Consider the following 19,061-nt stretch of genomic DNA (forward strand, 5'->3'; position numbering starts at 1 on the left):
TTCAGATTCCTTGGAAAGCAAAAAAGCCTACGTAACACCGACATAGCAATTATATGAGGACGGTTAAGCTGTAAATACTAAAAGGGCAATATTATTTAAAAGGGAGAGTATGTATATAAAAATCTATAAAAATGGGGAGCATGTGCTTGTTGCGGCCTGCGATAAGGAAGTGCTCGGAAAGACCCTGAAACACGGCAATACAGTAGTGGAGATCAGCAGGGCCTTTTATGAAGGAGAACACGTTTCCGAAGAAAAATTCAAGAAAGCCCTTGAAGAAGCCACGACTGCAAATCTCTTTGGAGAAAAAACAATCAAGTTTGGTATAAAATGCGGGTTGATCGATCCAGATTCAGTAATAATAATTGATGGCGTACCTCACGCCCAGATCTTCAGGGTTTAACCCATTTGCTGAATTAATCCCTTGAAAGGCTGAGTCAGCGAAAGCCAAACCACTGGTTTTCAGGGCTGATTATATACCGGAATAGACAACATACGTATAAAATAAAATGCAGATTGTGATACAGTGACTGAGAACATTGACGAAGCCGGAATCAGAGTGCTGACAGAAGAGGAGCTGATCTCCACAGTTGTGGAAAAACACAGACGGTTTCTGGAAGAATATAAAAAAGAATTTGGAGAACTGGACAGCAGGCTGAGCCAGGTCGAAGAAAATGTAAAAAATACAAAGAATTTCAGAATCCAGATGGAGGAGAGAAAAGAAGTCCTCAAGGAGAAACGCCAGCAGTTTTACCATCAGACCGAAGCACTCCTTGAAAAAGAAATCTTTTCTAAGCTGGACCTGATTACTGCAAACAAACTCAAAGAAGAGTTTAAGAAACTAAAAGGGCAGATTGAACCCGAAGAGGAGCAGAGACTTAAAGACTCACTTATAGAAAACCTGCGTGAAACCATTCTGGCAGCCGGACCTGGAGAAAATGTTCTCCTGCAAGCAGATGCCAGAATGGAAGAAGCCAGGAATTCAAATATTGAATTAAAAGAAATAATAAAGTCTGAAAAACAGCTTGCAGAGGATGACGGCAACAAAAGTGAAGATATTTCAAAAAGCAAATCCCAGCATAAATGGCTCAGTACCAAAATAAAGAACCACGAAGAAGCCCTGAATTACTGGGAAAAGTTGAAAGTATAACCCTTTTTCGAAAACACATGGGTGATAGTACATGACCAACGACGTTTCAAGCACAGAAATTGCAACGGCCGACCTTTCAAACCTTAACGAACGGGAGCTGAAGGGCAAGGTTAACGAGCTCAGGAGCAAGATAGAGAAAAGCGAAAGGCAGTTGGCATCGATTTTTAAGGAACTGAAGATTAACAGGACCGATATCGACGAGCTGAAAGAAAAGAGAGACTCTCTGAACCATCAGGTTAAGGAAAGGGTTGCAAAAGCACAGGAACTAAGAGACAAGCGGGATGAGATTAACAAAGAAATCAGGGAGTACAAGGGAAAAAGAAGTGATGTAAACTCAAAGACGCAAGAACTGTTTTCAGGAATTGCTGGACTCAAGGAACAGCGAGATAAATACAATAAATGTTCCCACGGAAGTGTGGAATCCCTCACAAAAGCTTATGAAGCCGAACTTGATGCTTTTTTTAATAAAGAGCTGCCTCTTGCAGTGGAAATAAAAATTTTCCAGAAACTGAATGACCTCAATAAACGCTTGCAAGCTGCAAAAAAGGCAAATGCACTGCATACACAAATCCAGGAAAGTTATAAAGAGTCAAAAGGAATCCATAAGAGAGGAGATGAACTCCATGAAAAGATCCAGGCCCTCTCAGACGAATCTCAAACCTGCCACCTAGAAATGCTCGAAAATTTTAAGTCTGCAGACGAAATCCGAAAAGAAGCAAATACATATCATGCCCAGCTTACGGATAAAATCACAAACATAAACTCAATTAAAGAAAAAATTGATCCGCTTAAGACCAGCATTGCTAATAACCGGAAGGAACTTTCCTCATATCTGGACAGGTTAAAAGACCTGCAGCTTACGAAAGAAGAGCATAAAGTAAACCAAAAACACAGCGACGCCCGCGAAAAACTTCAGAAAAATGCTCGTATGAGCCTTGAAGATCTTAAGCTCCTTATCGAGAAAGGGGACGTTAAATTCTCCAATGAGTAAGAACTGGGGAAACTAGGAAGCCAATGACAAAAAACAGTCTCAATGAAAATGTCCCAGGTTTATTCCTATAAATGGGTTTAAATGGGTTTTCTTTTTATTATCGAGCCTATCCCAAAACTTATTTTATTCTAAATCATCATGAGTTTTCGGGATTATTTTAGTGATTAGGTATTCAATTGATTGTTCCAAATACGAGATTCAACAAATCAAATTCTGAGTTTCGGGATAGGCTTATCTATTAAAATGACTTTCTATTTACGTTATCAAAATAATTTTATTTTAGGTTATTTTATTTTAGGTTGTTTTATATTAATATATTTTATATTAGTGTATTTTATATTATTTATATTGTTTTATATTAATATATTTCATATTATTTATGTTATTTTATATTAAAATATTTCATATTATTTATATTAGTACTTGATTAAAACCTTTTGTTACCCCATTTAAATCGATTATTTTATTGTATCGTTAAAACTTTTATTTTTTCTTTCCTTTTCCTGCAAATAAACCTGTCACCAGAAGCACGGCCCCTAACCCAAGGAGGAAGAGAGGCATATCAAAGCCCTCAGCTTGAGTTTCCAGTTTAGGGTCTGCGGAAGAGGAAGTATTATTTGAAGCATTGTCAAAAGATTCGTTTGTCATTTGAGGCACAGGAAGCCGGGGATCAAGATACTGGTATACAGGTGAAAATTTCACAAGTACTCCGTCAGCTCCTTCGTATATCGTATCTACGGTAAGGTTAAGAATTTCAGTAGAGTTATTAGAATACACAAACTGAGAGCCTTCAGTAACTATGCAATCCTGAAGGGAAACTCCATTTCTGCTAAGTTCAATCCAGATTCTTTTGCCTTCGGTATCCGTGCCTTTTATATAAAGCTGATAATTCTGTAAAAAATTATGGGAATAGCCCGACCTGATATAAATTTCCTCTCCATTAATAGCAATAACAGAAAGGCTGTCTTTATCGGCAGAAATAATGGAAAGCTTTTCTTTATCGGCAGAAATAATGGAAAGCTTTTCTTTATCGGCAGCAGCTAAAGCAGGGGATATCGAGTAAAAGACTGAGAAGCATAAGAAGATAAGGAGGAAAAAGAAAAATACAGAAACAAGATTTACCTCCTTAATTTCCTTTCTTCTTTGTTTATCTGGAACGAGCATAAATGCATCTGCCTGCAATAATTTCTTCTTTAGTATCGTCGGCTTTTTTTATTACAAGGGCTCCATCTGGGGTTACTCCTACAGCTTTGCCTTCTATAATTCGCGAAGGCGTCGTGACTTTTACCTCTCTTCCAATGGTATCGGAAAGAGCAAGCCAGTCATTGAGAATATGCGAGAAAGGCTGGGTCTTGAAGAGTATATACTGCTGTTCAAGCTCAAAAAGGAAATCTTGCAGGAACGAAACCCTTTTTATATGCCTTCCAAGCTCGGCTTTCAAAGTTGTGGAGCCTGCACGGAAAGATTCAGGGATATCCTTCAAATCCATATTTACATTAATCCCTATTCCCAGCACAACATAATCTACCTTATCCACTTCAGCCTTCGCCTCGGTAAGAATTCCGCAAACCTTTTTTCCATTAATTCGGACATCATTTGGCCATTTAATGCGAGCATCAAGGTCCATATTGCGAATAACGTTTGCAACTGCAAGCCCTGCAACCAGGGTAAGCCTTGAAGCATGCCTCAGAGGAATTCCGGGTTTCAGGATTACAGACATCCAGATTCCGCCATGAGGAGAAATCCATTCCCTGCCCAACCGGCCCCGGCCTCCTTTCTGCACTTCAGCAATTACAAGCGTGCCTTCTTCTTCCGATGCCGCAATTTCTTTTGCAATACTGTTTGTAGAAGTTACCTCTTCGAAATAGTGGATTTCTTTCCCTAGAAGAGTTGTTTTGAGCCCCATCTGAATTTCTTCAGGATACAGGAGCTGGGGCACGGATTTCAGGACATATCCCCTCTTCGGAGATGATTCTATCTCATAACCATCAGCCTGAAGGGACTTGATATACTTCCAGACCATTGTCCTGGAGATCCCTAGCTTGAGCCCCAATTCCTCGCCGGAAACAGGACTTTTCTGTGCATCTTTAAGTGCCTTGATAATTCGAGATCTTTTATCTCCCATCATCGTACCCCATACAAATGTATGCGTTCAACCGTATATATTTTTTTAGCTTAAATTGTTTCATATCGAACTGACCTGAATCCTATTCCTGTTTCTCAGGAGGACACATGTCACCGCTGTGTTTTCTGGGCCATGCTCACATAGGCATGCACGGCAGCCGTAATGGCCGCAACTTTCTTGTCTTTTGCTTCAAGAGCAGAAGCCAGAGTAGCCCCTTTTTCAGCATCTGCTTTGACAACCTCTTCAACGGCTTCCATAATATTATTATCTTCGATAAAAGCCGTTGTCAGGTCGCCCCTGCGGAAGACTGGATTACGCATGACTGCTTTATGGAAGGGTATATTGGTTTTCACTCCAACAACCACATACTCGTAAAGAGCTCTTTCCATCCTGGCAATCGCTGCATCCCTTGTCTTTGCCCAGACGCAGAGTTTCGAAATCATTGAATCGTAGTAAGGAGAAATGGTGTAACCTGTATGTACTCCGCTGTCCACCCTGACTCCAGGCCCACCTGCTGACCGATATCCCCGGATCTTTCCGGGAGAAGGAGCAAAGTCGTTTAACGGATCTTCTGCGTTGATCCTGCACTCAATAGAATGCCCATCAATAACAATATCTTCCTGTTTAAACTCAAGCTTTTTCCCCCAGGCTATCCTGAGCTGCTCTCTTACAATATCGATACCTGTAACCATCTCAGTTATCCCATGTTCGACCTGCAAGCGAGTATTGACTTCAAGGAAATAGAAGTTGCCCTTTGAATAAAGAAACTCCACTGTCCCAGCATTTACGTAACCAATTGTCTTTGCTACCCTGACTGCGGCTTCTCCCATCTTTGCCCTGAGTTCAGGAGTCATGATAGGTGAAGGAGCTTCCTCAATAAGCTTCTGATGCCGTCTCTGAATGGAGCATTCCCTATCTGAAAGGTAAATCGTGTTTCCATATCCATCTGCTAGAATCTGGATCTCTATGTGCCTGGGCTCCTCGACATATTTTTCAATGAAAACCGAGGAGTCACCAAAAGCTGAACCAGCCATTTGCCTGGTAGAGCTAAGTGCAGTGGCGAATTCGTCGCTGGAATTAACTACTTTCATCCCAATTCCGCCGCCACCTGCCGAGGCTTTAATCAAAACAGGATAGCCGATCTCTTCTGCAATTTTTACAGCCTCGACCGGATCCTCAACTGCGTCTTTCGTCCCAGGCACAACAGGAACACCAGCCTTCACCATAAGATTTCTGGCCCTGATCTTGCTTCCCATTTCGGCAATCACATGGCTTGGAGGGCCTATGAAGACGATTCCTTCTTCCTCACAGCGTTTTGCAAAGACAGGGTTTTCGGAGAGGAAACCATAGCCCGGATGAATTGCTTCAGCTCCTGTGTTTTTTGCAACTGCAAGAATAGCTTCCATATTCAGATAGCTCTGGCTGGAAGGGGCCGGGCCTATCAGGTAGGCTTCGTCTGCATATTTGGCAAAGAGGGCGTTTTTATCAGCTTCCGAACAGACCGCAACCGTTGAAATCCCAAGTTCACGGCATGCACGCATAACCCTGATTGCAATCTCACCGCGGTTTGCAATGAGTACTTTTTTGAACATGATGCCTTCCACCTCACTAGATTATTCGATTGACATGATTATGTCACCAGGGGATACAGTGTCCCCTTCGGAAACAAAAATCTCTCTTACAACACCTGAATGAGAAGCATGAACAGCATTTTCCATTTTCATAGCTTCGATGACAGCGATTGTATCGCCTTCTGCAACAGTATCTTCAACCTTGACCTTAAGAGAGAGAACCATGCCCTGCATTGAGACACACACAGCTCCTTTTACAGATTTAGCACTTGATTTTTTGGGAGAAGCCTCAGATATGGAAACTTCCCCACCAAGAGGTTCAATCCTGACCTCATAGATTTCTTCGTCTACTTCGACCTTGAAATGAGTTGGAACTTTGTGTTCCTGCTGCACTTCAGGGACAGGGGCAACTACTGCAAGAGATTCTTCTTCCATTTCTCCTTTCAGGAACTTTGGAGCAATAGCCGGATAGAGGATATAGGTAAGTATGTCTTCTTCAGATTTAGCAATACCCATTTCCTCGGCTTCCTTTTTCCTTTTCTCATATTCAGGCTTAAGAAGATCGGCAGGACGGCAGTGAATAGGTTCTTCATCCCCGATTATCTTACCTATTATTTCCGGGCTTATAGGAGCAGGAGGGCGCCCGTAAAGGCCGCGCACATAATCCTTCACCTCTTTGGGAATAACTTTATAGCGTTCACCCATTAGAACGTTAAGAACCGCCTGGGTGCCCACAATCTGGCTTGTAGGGGTGACAAGAGGCGGATATCCAAGCTCCTCTCTAACCCTGGGCATTTCACCAAGTACAGTATCATACTTGTCAAGAGCGTTCTGTTCTTTTAGTTGGGATACAAGGTTAGAGAGCATTCCACCCGGGATCTGGTAGATGAGCACGTTAGTATCGATCTGTTCGGAAATAGGGTCAAGTATGCCCCGGTATTTCTCTTTCAACATTTTGAAATATTTAACCACTCCTTCAAAAGCATTCAGGTCCAGCCCGGTATCGTAAGGAGTGTCTTTGAGGGCGGCTATGACTGTTTCAGTCGGAGGCTGAGAAGTTCCCCAGGCCAGGGGAGAAAGTGCAGTGTCTAGAATATCGACCCCTGCTTCACAGGCTGCCATATAGCTCATTGGAGCCATTCCAGAAGTGCAGTGGCAGTGCAGAGAAATCGGAATGGAGATTTCTTTTTTCATGGCACTGATTATACGTGTGGCATCATTTGGAGAAAGAAGACCTGCCATATCTTTGATACAGATGGAATCGCACTCCAGTTCTTCAAGCTGTTTTGCAAGTTCAACGTATTTCTCAACGGTATGTACCGGACTTATAGTGTAGCAAACCGTACCCTGTACGTGCGCACCAAGACCTTTTGCCACTTTGATAGAGAATTCCATGTTCCGGACATCATTAACAGCATCAAAAATCCGGAAAATGTCAATTCCGTTTTGGTAAGACTTAGTAACGAATTTCTCAACCACATCATCCGAATAGTGCCTGTAACCTACAAGGTTCTGGCCCCTTAGCAACATCTGAGCGTAGGTGTCTTTCATTTCTTTTTTGATATCCCTCAGGCGCTGCCAGGGATCTTCATTAAGGTAGCGGATACAGCTGTCAAAGGTGGCACCTCCCCACATTTCAAGGGAAAAATACCCTATCTGGTCCAGTTGTTCAACCACTTCGAGCATATCTCTTGTCCGCATTCTGGTTGCCAGTAGAGATTGATGTGCATCCCGGAGGATGGTTTCGGTAATTTTTACACTCATGGATGAACCTCTTAAAATCGAATCAAGATAACCGGATTTATTAGTTCTATAGCTTTGAAAGATTATTCCGGAGGGTTTTATTTGATATTCCGGAATTATCCGGGTTAAGATTTTGATCCGTTTTAGTAAAGTGTATAAGTCCTCAGATTGCGGTTTTGATGCGATTTTCTACGGTTTTACCAGAAAGAGGAATTTTTCAGTTATATTTAATCGACTTTCCGGAACCGCAACCAGAGGATGTCAATTTTACAGATGTGAACGCAGTATATAATAGATCTGCGTTGATAAGAATTCTTTAATATTCAATTGTTAACAAGTATATACTTTTCGCCTGTTAACATTAAGAGAGTGGCCTGTGAACTACCTCTCCCTGAATTCTTCGCCTTTCGGTTCAGTTTCGAGGGAGAAGTTTCCTGGTTCATTCCTTTCTCTTTTGAGAACAAGTCCCCAGGCCAGTTCTCAACGGAAGCTGGCGAGGAAGGGAACTTCAGGCCTGAGAGTTAAAAGCCATTTAAGAAATCATGAGTTAGAAAATAAAAGTTGTTTGAAAGCTGAAAACAAAAAAAATATACTTGCCTGAATCGGAAAAAATAGCAATTCCATTGAGTTTGCAGTCTCCAGGTTAAGCTTTTTGTTTTCTTCCTACAAAGAACCACTGATCATAAGTCCCTTCAGAATCGGTGTTATCTACAATCTCACCTTTAACTCCTGCCCTGAGCAGGGCCCCGGCAAGAATTTCAGCCTCAGGCTTGCTGCTAACCGTAAAAAGCATGAGAGCACCCTCATTTGCGACCGACACCGCCTCTCTCATAATAGTTATCCAGAGAGCTTTATTGAATTCATAGACAAGCCCCAGCATAAATCCCATCACGGCGTCAAAACTTCCTGGCTCAAAATATCTGGAAAGAGCCGTTGCATCCATTACAACCGCTCTTTGAGGGTTCAAAACTCCCTGCTCAAGTCCCTGGCAGACTGTACATTTGTTAATTTCTACAGCCAGTGGGTTAAGCCCAAGCCTGTAGAGGGCAAGCGTGGACATCCCGTTTCCACAGCAGACTTCAAGAAGCCTGCCTTCAGGGTAAATCCCTTTTTTTTGAAGAACATCGAAGATTTCTGCGACCCTACGCACACGATTTTCAGAAAAAACGCTTCCGTAAGATTCGGGTTTGACCGCGCAACCCGGGCAGAGATTCCGGTTTACAAGCATGAGAGAATAGTACTCATTAACGGCATCTCGCCAGGTTTCCGAAGAAATTTCAATATCTCTTTCAGGAAGATTGGAAGTAAGAAGAGAGTCTATAAGGACCTCAAAATCCTTTTTATAGCTATCTGCCGCAAGAGCTCCTGTAAAAACCGACCAGAAATCTACAGGGACTTCCTCGTCTGCCGAATTAAAAAGCAAAAGCCCAAGTGTTTGCTCCCCTTCCCTAACCCTCAGGAGCCGCACCTTCCTTGCCTCTGCAAACTTCCGGACACCATTAAGATAGTCAAGTGTACGCTCAATAGTCCTCTGGGCGAGATAACTTTCCTCTACAAAATAGATGTCTTCATCAATGCCAAAGAGTTCCTGTAAAAGCATATCTTTTTAGATTCGGATAATCTCATATCAATATTTCGAAAAAGAGATCTACACTGAATTTACTCCCACCCGATAACCCCAAATTAAAACAGTTATTCTCGTCCATAATTCCTCCTTTTTGACCCACGAGCTTTTCAAGAAACTGCTTGAACGCAACCCTTTTAAAAAAACTGCTTGAACGCAACCCTTTTAAAAAAACTGCTTGAACGCAACCCTTTTAAAAAAAGGCTTGACCGAAAACTCCAGTAACGACATAGTCGGCGTGATCAAACGACGCAGCGGTTACTATAGAGCCGCAACTCTCCCGAAAAGCACCAGTGAAGCTGAGATTTCATCACAACTTTCAGGAAATTCCCGATTCTCTGTGCTCCCTAAGTAGAACTCGGGTGGATCAGTCTGTTTGAGCAGGCAAAGCGAGAAAAGCGATCATGGATCCCCGAAGTGAAATTCATATCATAAATGAAAACAAATGATAAGGCTCTGGAAAGTAAAATAAAGGATAAAAAGGTATTAAAAGCTGGAAAGAAAGTAAAAACCCCAATATAAGCAAAGTTATTTATAGAATCTGATTACAAAATCAGGAGTTATAAGGATATATATAAACAAATAAAGAAGATTGGAGGATAATATGGCAAAAGTAATACCATTTGCACCAATTGAGCGTTTAATAAGAACTGCAGGTGCTCATAGAGTTAGTGAAAGCGCAGGAATGGCCCTTACAGAAATTCTGGAAGAATATGGACTTGAGATTTCAAGAGAAGCAATAAAACTTGCAGAACACGCAGGCAGAAAAACTGTAAAAGCTGAAGACATAAAATTAGCAAAAGAAATGCTGTAAACTAAGACTGACCACCCTTTAATGCTATTTACCAGTGGCATCTTACTTTACGGGACGCAACAGAAAATAAAATGCTGATACCCAGCATTTTCCTATTTTTACGTGAGATTCTATTATGTGGTAGCTGTTTTCGGATTTACTACGGTTAGATTCCACAGTGCAGATCTTTGAGAAAAAGGGAGATTATGCTCCCAAAATCAGATCAGCGAGACCCAAACCTGTCACAGTAACTCCCGTTACTATAATTCCTGCTATCATCACTCCTGCAGCAATTGCAGGCAAAGCATGCCTGAACTTGACCCCAAAGACAAATGCCGCTGCACAGCCGGACCAGGCACCGGTAACCGGCAGGGGTATGGCTACGAAGATGGTTAGCGCAAAGAGTCCGTATTTTTCAAAATTCTTGGTATTTTTCCGGCGAGTCTTTGAGAAGAGCCAGGTGAAGAAAGTATCAAAGATCGAATAACGTCTGAGATAGTTCGAGACCGGCTCAAGAAAGAGCAGAAGGGGGATTACAGGAAGGAGGTTTCCAAGCACTGAGAAGAAGAAGGCTTCGAAGGGGCCCATTCCATAGATGCCCATTGCAACAGGGATTGCACCTCTCAATTCGGAAACAGGTATAGCTCCCATAATCAAAACTGCAAGCCAGTGGGGAACAGACCCCAACATTTCTACTAATGATATTTCAATAGACATGATAATCAGGATTTATTAATTCCGTATGATCCTATTAAAAAAGGCTGAATTCAAGCCCTTTAAACTGTTCTTGAGATACTCGGGGTGAAAAGAAACCTTATACTGAGTCGTCAAACCCCTTAATCTGGATTAGAAAGCGCAAAATGCGCGAGTAAAGCTTCGAGCTGGATCTTTTCAGTCGCTCCTTCAGTTAGCCTGAAATCAATCTCACCTATTATGTCTACGAGTTCGACAATGCGCTTTTCAGAGAGCCCAAGATCCAGAATCATCCGGTTATCCATTTCAGAGATTGCCCTGTAAATCTGTCCAACTATGTCTTCTCCGGAAAGCCCCTCTTCGTAGAGCAACCTATTCAATTCCTTTCGAGCAACCCTGAAATTACCACGCAGAGCAGTTTCAATCAGGTTTCTGATATCTTCCGGATTTGCGGTTGCGGTAGTCCTGTAAATGGTCCCTCTGGATATAGATTTATTCGGCTCAACGAAAGCAGCAGCCTGGAGAGAATTCACGGCTTTTCTCATATCTCCCTGAGATACATAAACAAGAGCTTCATATCCGTCTTCAGTAATGGACAAAACTTGGTCTTTAGCGATGTACTCAAGGCGTTTCCTGATAGCTTCATCGGAAAGTCTCCTGAACCTGAAAACTGCACAGCGGGACTGGATAGGCTCGATAATCCTGGAAGAATAATTGCAGGATAAAATAAACCGGCAGTTATTGCTGAAACGCTCCATTGTCCGCCGGAGTGCAGATTGGGCATCTGAAGTCAGTGCGTCGGCTTCATCCAGAAAGATGATCTTGAATTCGGCTCCTCCCATAGGGGCAGTTTTTGCGAAGTTTTTGATTTTTGTCCGGACAACATCAATTCCCCTCTCATCCGACGCATTAAGCTCGGTAAAGTTTTCACGCCATAGGTCTTCCCCGAAAATTTCTCTTGCAATCGAGACGGCAGAGGCGGTTTTTCCGACCCCAGGTGGCCCGGAAAACAGCAGATGGGGAAGATTTTTCGTTGCAACATAAGACTTCAGGCGTTCGATTGTTTCTTCCTGCCCCGCCACCTGATCCAGTCTCACAGGCCTGTACTTCTCAATCCAGATCTCTTCTTTAATCGTAGAGTCCTCCATTCATGCTTGCACCATATTTAGAGAAGATGATATTTAAACTTTTGAATGTTCGGAGTTTTTATATTTAACTGCATTTTAAAAATACAGTTTGTGCGTTACAGCCAGGATACAACCAATATATAAATGTATAGAAAGCAAGGAATAAAAGAATAACAAGAGAAGAAAAATGGCAACTTTAAAGTAGAAATGTTAAAGAAAAACGGTAACATTTTCATCTGCTTTATCCGCTTTTACCCTCTCAGCCAAACTTATATAAATTTCTGGTTTTGCCGCCATTAACAATTTTACTGTTTTTACGACTTTTACTATTATTACAAACTCTTCCATTATCTATTTTAGTAATTTTGATCTCATTCGATTTTTCTGATTTTAGTAATTTTGATCTCACTCGATTTTTCTATTACTTTTAGTACATATATTTTAATAATAAAAATAATAATAATAATAATAATAATATAATAATATAGTATTATAAGATTACTTTTCCAAATTTAAAAAAGATATACGAAAATTCGTTTCAAAAAGTTACTGGACTATACTTTAAGGGAATTAGTACATTCGAATGCCGATCAAGGATATAGCATTTGTCTGGCATAAGTTACATTGAAGTCAATTTTATATAATTTGCCTGAGGAGTCGAGCATGGAAGAACAAAATGAAAAATCGAAAACTAAAAACCTAACCGAAGAGCTCAAAGAAATGGCTCTAACCCTTGGAGCCTTTAGAGTGAGCATCGCAACAACCGAAACCCTTGCAGGCGGTCCGCCTTCTACGGACCTGACATATGTATTACCAGGGGCAAAATCGGCAATTGTTTTTGCCCTTGCCTTTGATCAGAACCTTATAGAGCCTTACTTTAGAAAAAAAGACCATAAATCCCTTGAAACCAATAAAGTACGAACCACCACCCTCGCCAACGGGATAGCCCTGGAAATGGCAGGATTCTTACAGCAATATGGGTACAAAGCTACTCCCCAGCTTGCAAATTTCGTTTACCGGCAGGATTCGGAAAACTGGTTGCTAGATATGCACCCCCCTATATCCCACAGGTACCTGGCAGTTCGCTCCGGGATAGGACATTTCGGGTACTCAGGAAACATAATTACAAAGGAATACGGATCAGCAATTGCCCTAGCATCTGTAGTTACTGATGCGGAGCTTATCCCAACAGAGCCACTGCCGGAAGAAGAAAACTATTGTGACGAATGCAAGATCTGCCTTGCAGTCTGCTCTTCTGGATATGTTGACCCTCTCGAAAAGGTAACGGTAAATCTTGGAGGAAAGGAGTTTAGCTATGGAAAAAGGAGAAGCAACAGCCGATGTTTCCTTGTTTGCGGAGGGCTTACAGGCTTAAATGCTTCGGGGAAGTGGTCTACCTGGTCTCCGGCTCGCTTTGAGATTCCCAAAAAAGATGAAGATTTTACCGCTGCTATGCCCGGTACAATAGAAGCGTACCTCAAGAGGCCAAAGATCAAAGGTGGATTTTTCATATGCCTGATTCCAGGGAACAAAATGGAATACACCTGTTCAAACTGTCACTTTGTCTGTCATCCTGACAAAGAAATCCGGAAAGCCAGATACAGGATGCTAACAGAAAGCGGCGTGGTCATACAGGAGCCAGACGGAACACTTAGAGCCGCATCTCCTGAAGAAGCAAAAGAGTATCTCAAGAACATGCCTTTGGAAAGGAGAAAACTGTACGAATCAGTTCCAGAAGAGTAAACGATCCAGAGCAGGGAAGTTAACTAAAGATTACAAATATGAGGTGTGCTGCTACCGCACGGAAGAAAGGTCTAAAAAAGAAGGCAGAAATAAGAGGAAAAGGCAGAAATGTAACGCAGATCAGTCCATGTACACGATGTGCAGAGTTTCATAGATTGGCCCTTTCGGAGTCAGTGTGCTTTTCTTTAAAAGCACTTTATTTACCCACATAGTACCAATTTCGATGTCTTTTAATTCCTTTACTATATCTATGAACGTGGTTTTCTGCTCCTTCTTGAGGAACTTTACCCTGGCAAGAGTAGCATGGGCAGTAAATTCTCTGTCATCTTTTTCGAATTTAAAAGGTTCCAGTAACTCTTCTACGTTGTCGTGTAATACCCTGAAGTTTCCGGTTGCACCCAGCCAGAGAACCCTGGGATTAGAAAACTTGGGAAAGACTCCAAGCCCCCCCACCTTTGCTTCGAAAGGCTCGCACGTAATAGAGTCGAGAGCTGCAGAAAGCAAGGAAACTCTTGATTCGTCCACGTTCCCCAAGAACTTCAGAGTTATGTGAACGAGTTCAGGATCAACAAACTTCAGATCAAAACCAGAAAATCTGGCCTGAAGCTCTCGAATCTTCTCCGTAAAACTAGGATCTAATTCCACTGCTAGAAATGTCCTGATCAAAGCATTCACCAATCTTAATTGAAAAGCGAACCAGAAAAATCTTCCTGTTAATTTTCGTCTGGGAAACTGAGTTTAGATCCCTTTTTCGAATGGATTGTAAACCATTCACAAAATTTTTTCAAAAAATATGAAAAAGACAATAATGTAAAAGACCAGGAAGGAAAAAAGGACATATCGAAGGGATTATAGGGTAATTATAATATACAAGAGATAAGTACAGAGAAGGAAATAAGCTTAAGTATTTATAAATTTGGCCTCAATGTTAACCCGAGGAAGAGAACTTTAGCTCGGAGAAAAACGCTAAGTTAAAAAATAATAACCCTGATTTAAGAAAATAATGTTAGTTCAAAAAAATAATAACTCCAAAAATAAAAAGTGGAGCCGCAAATCGGTTGCTGCAAAAAAAAAGCGGTGGATCATATGGATAGAGCACGTATAATTGCAGAGACGGCAGCCCGGATTTCCAGAGAACTTGATGCTGCCGCAATTATGGTTTCCGGAGAGTTGAGTTTTGAAGGAATTGAAACTGGGGGAATTCCGGTTTACTACATCTCCATGCGTCCTAAAAGCATAATAGACCACCTGGTTTCCACTGGAAAGGATGGAAAAAATCCTCTAAAGGAACTCGGCGACCAGATAAACCGTGAGGCTGCAGGCAACTCTGACCAGCTTCAGCAAGCTGCCGCCATAGAATACGTGCTTGGAGAACTGAAAAGTGGGATTGTTGTAGGTGTAGTTGAAACCCGTAGCTCCAGTTCTATTGTTGTACATAACCTCGAGGAAAATCCTCTTATAAAAGCCATGAAGGAATGTCAGGAAAGGATAAAGCCAGAAGTGATGAGTGCAGTTATGAAAATTTCTTTTGATATTGTCCTAACAGGCAGGGAAGGCAAAAAAATAGGGGCTGCCTTCATAATAGGCGATTCCGAAGAGGTTCTGAAACGCTCTCACCAGCTAATACTGAATCCTTACGCAGGCCACGATGAAGCTTACCGAAATATCCTTGACAAGAGAAACTGGGAATCCATAAAGGAATTTTCCCAGCTTGACGGAGTTTTTGTGGTAGATGAAAACGGAATAATCCAGGCCGCAGGCCGCTACCTTGACGTTGATGCGAAAAATGTAGATATTGAGAAAGGACTGGGAGGCAGACACGTTTCGGCAGCCGCAATTAGCAGAGATACAGTTGCGATTGCAGTTACGGTATCCGAGTCTGGTGGAATTATCAGGGTATATAAAGATGCGAAAGAAATAATCTGCATGGAATGCCTGAAACCTGCAGTAAGATACATCTAATCCTGAAAAGCAGAACTTTTTTACTCAGGATTAAAAATTTTTAGTTATATCCGGGTGTTGAGTTGCTAACTTTTGAAGAGCAAAGGCTTTCAGTAGAACGTGTAAGAAGAAGGGCAGAACATAGACTCATAAATAAAGAAAATGTATTTCTAAATATGCGGGGAAATAAAGAGAGTATATGCCTAAATATACATGGAAATAAAGAGAATATATGTCTAAATATACGGGGAAATAAACAAAGTGGAGCATTTTCATGAGAAAACAACTTTTTTACATTCCTTTTAGCCTTACATTCCTTCTTCTTTTGATCTTTATTTTGATTTTCGGACTTAGTTCTCTTTTTTTTGGAATAATTGTTTCCGCCTTTACGAAGATTGGCTTCTCTATAGAGGACGCGCTCCTTATCCTGTTACTATCCCTCCTAGGAAGCGGTATCAATATCCCTCTGGCAACCCTCAGATCCGATGCTCCGGTAGTTAGAGATACATATGTCCGTGTTTTTGGCGTATCTTATAGGGTTCCATTCCGGCGTGTGATAAAAAATGAAACGACAATTGCTGTGAATGTAGGAGGAGCGGTTATTCCGATTCTGATTTCAGTTTACCTTCTTACGAAGTTCCCTTCATCTCTCCTTCTTGCAGGAGCCGGTATCTTAATAGTTACAATCATAACTCATTCTGTAGCAAAGCCGATTCGTGGCATAGGTATTGCAACCCCGGCGCTGGTCCCACCCCTTGCAGCTGCCCTTGCTGCAATTTTGCTGACGTCGATAATTCATATCCCGAACTGTCCAATTGACCAGTGTCGCGTTGTCATTGCCTATACTGGAGGAGTGCTCGGAACCCTTATTGGAGCCGATCTTCTTAACCTGGGAAAAATTAAGAATCTTGGAGCTCCGGTTGCAAGCATAGGAGGAGCAGGAACCTTTGATGGGATCTTTTTAAGCGGGTTCATTGCTCTTCTCCTGATCTAACAAAGAATCAGTTAAAGATTAGTTAATAGGGATCAGTTAATGGGGATCAGTTAGGATCAGTTGATAAAGATTAGTTAATAGGGATCAGTTAATAGAGATCAGTTGATAAAGATTAGTTAATAGGGATCAGTTAATAGAGATCAGTTAATGGGGATCAGTTAATAGAGATCAGTTAATGGGGATCAAAAAGTAGTCATAAGGCTAAAAATAAGGCTAAATATGTAAAAAATAAACTGAAAAAGAAAAAGGAAGAAAAAAGGAAGAGAAAAAGATGAGAACTTAAAAAGACTACTCTTTTTTATTACAACTCTCAAGATATTTCTCTTAGTCTCTCCTTTTTACAAAATACTGACAAAGAATTATTCCGAAAACTCCTGCAAGCACCTCGAAACCAGAAGCTTTTGTGGAAGTTTCTATTCCAGTTTTTTCCTCAGGAAGATTACTATTGTTAATATCTTTTAAATCATTAGCCTTGCTCTCGAGAAGAGGAGCAGAGGATGTAGAAGATGCAGACTCATTAGAGAGAGACTCATTAGAAAGATTTTCAGAATTATTGACACCTGAAATAGCTGTATCCTCTACAGTAACGTCGGTTGCCGGATAGATAACATACCCTTCAGAAGAAGTGCTTCCCTTTCCTTCATCTGAGGTCTGGAAATACCAGGAATCGGTAAAGTAGTTCTTTTTATCTTTGTCAAGGTTCAAAGTGATAGAATTTGAATTCGCAAGGACAATTTCGTTTTCAGAAGCTGTTTTTACCTCAAAACCCTGATATTCGTCCCCATTTTCAATGACCATCACGTTATCTTTATCGATGAGCCAGGTATACTTGAAGACTGCAAAGGAATCAGTAGCACTCGTGAAGACCTTATCTACATAGGTTACAAAGTAAAGCTGGTCTTTCTTATCGCCGAAATCCGCAGTTGCAGTAAAGGTTTTATCAGCGACATTTCCACTTGTGTTTACAATTCCGGACTCAATTTCTTCCCCGTTTTTATCTAGTGAAAACCAGACCTTTTCGCCATCAACGTCAACCTGGTTAACTACTAGAGAGTAATTGCTCCCGAGATCCCAGGAATCTCCGGCCTTTAAGGTTTTTTTATCGCTGGAAGGTTGAGAAATTACAAGTTTTGCAAGCCGGGTGGAGTCGTTTCCAACGGCAACATACGATTTTCCAAACCAGGGAAGCTGATAGTAGAACATCCCACCAAGCTCATTAGGAGTTGTACTGGCGTCAAGTTCAAGGTCGGAAACAACTCCATATTTGGAGGAAAGCGGGCGGGTAGTATACACAAGTTCTCCTTCACCTATCACATGATTTCCGGGATGGCCTTTGCCAAGTTCATTCTGGCCATCTTTTTCGACATATTGAAGGCGTTCACCCCACCAGTTTTCAGAAGCTACAAAACTCTTGTGCTTGTTTACAGGATAGGAAAAGCCGCCAAAAGTGGTAGCATTCCAGTAGAACCCATCGGAAGAAGTCTCGTTAGTGTCGAATGGCAAACCTCTCAAGGTATAATTTCCAGGGATGTTAAGCTCTTTTGCCAGATAGATAACATATCCTTCAGGAGAAGTGCTTCCCTTTCCTTCATCTGAGGTCTGGAAATACCAGGAATCGGTAAAGTAGTTCTTATTATCTTTGTCAAGGTTCAAAGTGATAGAATTTGAATTCGTAAGGACAATTTCGTTTTCAGAAGCTTCTTTTACCTCAAAATCCTGATATTCGTCCCCATTCTCAATGATCATCATGTTATCTTTATCGATGAGCCAGGTATACTTGAAGACTGCAAAGGAATCAGTAGCACTCGTGAAGACCTTATCTACATAGGTTACAAAGTAAAGCTGGTCTTTCTTATCGCCGAAATCCGCAGTTGCAGTAAAGGTTTTATCAGCGACATTTCCACTTGTGTTTACAATTCCGGACTCAATTTCTTCCCCGTTTTTATCTAGTGAAAACCAGACCTTTTCGCCATCAACGTCAACCTGGTTAACTACCAGAGAGTAATTGCTCCCGAGATCCCAGGAATCTCCGGCCTTTAAGGTTTTCTTACCGCTGGAAGGCTGAGAAATTACAAGTTTTGCAAGCCTGGTGGTGTCGTTTCCAACAGCAACATACGGTTTTCCAAACCAGGGAAGCTGATAGTAGAACATCCCACCAAGCTCATTAGGAGTTGTACCGGCGTCAAGTTCAAGGTCGGAAACAACTCCATATTTGGAGGAAAGCGGGCGGGTAGTATACACAAGTTCTCCTTCACCTATCACATGATTTCCGGGATGGCCTTTGCCAAGTTCATTCTGGCCGTCTTTTTCGACATATTGAAGGCGTTCACCCCACCAGTTTTCAGAAGTTACAAAACTCTTGTGCTTGTTTACAGGATAGAAAAAACCGCCAAAAGTGGTCGCATTCCAGCAGAATCCATCGGATAAAGTTTCGTTTGTGTCGAAAGGCAAACCAGAAATAGCTGGAGCTGGAGCTGCAAAACCCGGAGGAACGATCAACAAACAAACTGTAAGCGAAGCAAGCAAGTAAATTAAAATCCTTTGAATATATGGTCTCATAAGAAATTAT

The 19,061-nt window shown here is 41.6% G+C and carries 18 protein-coding genes; 8 read left to right on the forward strand and 10 right to left on the reverse strand.

Annotated elements, in window-relative coordinates; genetic code table 11:
- Positions 1–109 precede the first annotated feature (109 nt).
- The 3 genes from MSBRW_RS16800 (at position 110) to MSBRW_RS16810 (ending at position 2,138) form a co-directional block, all read left to right on the forward strand.
- On the forward strand, positions 110–400 hold the full coding sequence (locus tag MSBRW_RS16800) for a DUF424 domain-containing protein (protein WP_011306585.1): 291 nt from the start codon (positions 110–112) through the stop codon (positions 398–400).
- A gap of 123 nt (positions 401–523) precedes the next feature.
- Entirely contained in the window at positions 524–1,147 is a 624-nt protein-coding gene (locus MSBRW_RS16805; protein ID WP_011306584.1) for a hypothetical protein, read from the forward strand.
- 31 nt (positions 1,148–1,178) lie between these two features.
- Positions 1,179–2,138: a coiled-coil protein gene (locus tag MSBRW_RS16810; RefSeq protein ID WP_011306583.1), complete on the forward strand. Its 960-nt coding sequence runs from the start codon at positions 1,179–1,181 to the stop codon at positions 2,136–2,138.
- A gap of 483 nt (positions 2,139–2,621) precedes the next feature.
- Here MSBRW_RS16810 and MSBRW_RS16815 read toward each other — a convergent pair whose 3' ends face one another.
- From MSBRW_RS16815 to MSBRW_RS16840, 5 genes are all read right to left on the reverse strand, one after another.
- On the reverse strand, positions 2,622–3,302 hold the full coding sequence (locus MSBRW_RS16815; protein ID WP_011306582.1) for an S-layer protein domain-containing protein: 681 nt from the start codon (positions 3,300–3,302) through the stop codon (positions 2,622–2,624).
- On the reverse strand, positions 3,286–4,263 hold the full coding sequence (locus MSBRW_RS16820) for a biotin--[acetyl-CoA-carboxylase] ligase (RefSeq protein WP_048102713.1): 978 nt from the start codon (positions 4,261–4,263) through the stop codon (positions 3,286–3,288). Before MSBRW_RS16820 ends, MSBRW_RS16815 begins: the two co-directional genes overlap by 17 nt.
- A gap of 110 nt (positions 4,264–4,373) precedes the next feature.
- On the reverse strand, positions 4,374–5,855 hold the full coding sequence (locus MSBRW_RS16825; protein WP_011306580.1) for an acetyl-CoA carboxylase biotin carboxylase subunit: 1,482 nt from the start codon (positions 5,853–5,855) through the stop codon (positions 4,374–4,376).
- A gap of 21 nt (positions 5,856–5,876) precedes the next feature.
- Positions 5,877–7,598, reverse strand: a complete 1,722-nt coding sequence (gene oadA / locus MSBRW_RS16830) for a sodium-extruding oxaloacetate decarboxylase subunit alpha (protein ID WP_011306579.1) — start codon at positions 7,596–7,598, stop codon at positions 5,877–5,879.
- Positions 7,599–8,220: 622 nt separating this feature from the next.
- Entirely contained in the window at positions 8,221–9,177 is a 957-nt protein-coding gene (locus tag MSBRW_RS16840) for a class I SAM-dependent methyltransferase (protein ID WP_011306578.1), read from the reverse strand.
- Between the two features lie 229 nt (positions 9,178–9,406).
- Between MSBRW_RS16840 and MSBRW_RS22675 the strand changes: the two genes are divergently transcribed.
- Positions 9,407–9,556, forward strand: a complete 150-nt coding sequence (locus tag MSBRW_RS22675) for a hypothetical protein (RefSeq protein WP_196298006.1) — start codon at positions 9,407–9,409, stop codon at positions 9,554–9,556.
- 249 nt (positions 9,557–9,805) lie between these two features.
- Positions 9,806–10,015: a histone family protein gene (locus MSBRW_RS16845; protein WP_011306577.1), complete on the forward strand. Its 210-nt coding sequence runs from the start codon at positions 9,806–9,808 to the stop codon at positions 10,013–10,015.
- Between the two features lie 183 nt (positions 10,016–10,198).
- Here the strand turns inward: MSBRW_RS16845 and MSBRW_RS16850 are convergent, their stop codons facing one another.
- From MSBRW_RS16850 to MSBRW_RS22680, 3 genes are all read right to left on the reverse strand, one after another.
- Positions 10,199–10,711 carry a COG2426 family protein gene (locus MSBRW_RS16850; protein WP_011306576.1) on the reverse strand — a complete coding sequence of 171 codons (513 nt, stop codon included), beginning with the start codon at positions 10,709–10,711 and terminating at the stop codon, positions 10,199–10,201.
- Between the two features lie 119 nt (positions 10,712–10,830).
- Positions 10,831–11,835, reverse strand: a complete 1,005-nt coding sequence (locus tag MSBRW_RS16855; protein ID WP_011306575.1) for a replication factor C small subunit — start codon at positions 11,833–11,835, stop codon at positions 10,831–10,833.
- 189 nt (positions 11,836–12,024) lie between these two features.
- A complete protein-coding gene (locus MSBRW_RS22680) occupies positions 12,025–12,162 on the reverse strand; it encodes a hypothetical protein (protein WP_155398349.1) in 138 nt (45 codons plus the stop codon).
- 315 nt (positions 12,163–12,477) lie between these two features.
- Here MSBRW_RS22680 and MSBRW_RS16860 point away from each other — a divergent pair, with 315 nt between their 5' ends.
- Positions 12,478–13,557 (forward strand): epoxyqueuosine reductase, encoded by a 1,080-nt coding sequence (locus MSBRW_RS16860; protein WP_011306574.1) that lies wholly within the window; start codon positions 12,478–12,480, stop codon positions 13,555–13,557.
- Between the two features lie 120 nt (positions 13,558–13,677).
- Here MSBRW_RS16860 and thpR read toward each other — a convergent pair whose 3' ends face one another.
- Complete coding sequence (gene thpR / locus MSBRW_RS16865) at positions 13,678–14,223, reverse strand: RNA 2',3'-cyclic phosphodiesterase (protein ID WP_011306573.1); 546 nt, start codon at positions 14,221–14,223, stop codon at positions 13,678–13,680.
- Positions 14,224–14,643: 420 nt separating this feature from the next.
- Between thpR and MSBRW_RS16870 the strand changes: the two genes are divergently transcribed.
- Both MSBRW_RS16870 and MSBRW_RS16880 read left to right on the forward strand, forming a co-directional pair.
- Positions 14,644–15,519: a DNA integrity scanning protein DisA nucleotide-binding domain protein gene (locus tag MSBRW_RS16870; protein ID WP_011306572.1), complete on the forward strand. Its 876-nt coding sequence runs from the start codon at positions 14,644–14,646 to the stop codon at positions 15,517–15,519.
- Positions 15,520–15,772: 253 nt separating this feature from the next.
- Entirely contained in the window at positions 15,773–16,492 is a 720-nt protein-coding gene (locus MSBRW_RS16880) for a DUF1614 domain-containing protein (RefSeq protein ID WP_011306571.1), read from the forward strand.
- Positions 16,493–16,816: 324 nt separating this feature from the next.
- Here the strand turns inward: MSBRW_RS16880 and MSBRW_RS16885 are convergent, their stop codons facing one another.
- Complete coding sequence (locus tag MSBRW_RS16885) at positions 16,817–19,051, reverse strand: S-layer protein domain-containing protein (protein ID WP_011306570.1); 2,235 nt, start codon at positions 19,049–19,051, stop codon at positions 16,817–16,819.
- Positions 19,052–19,061: the final 10 nt, after the last annotated feature.

The sequence above is a fragment of the Methanosarcina barkeri str. Wiesmoor genome (genome assembly GCF_000969985.1).
Lineage (GTDB): Archaea > Halobacteriota > Methanosarcinia > Methanosarcinales > Methanosarcinaceae > Methanosarcina > Methanosarcina barkeri_B.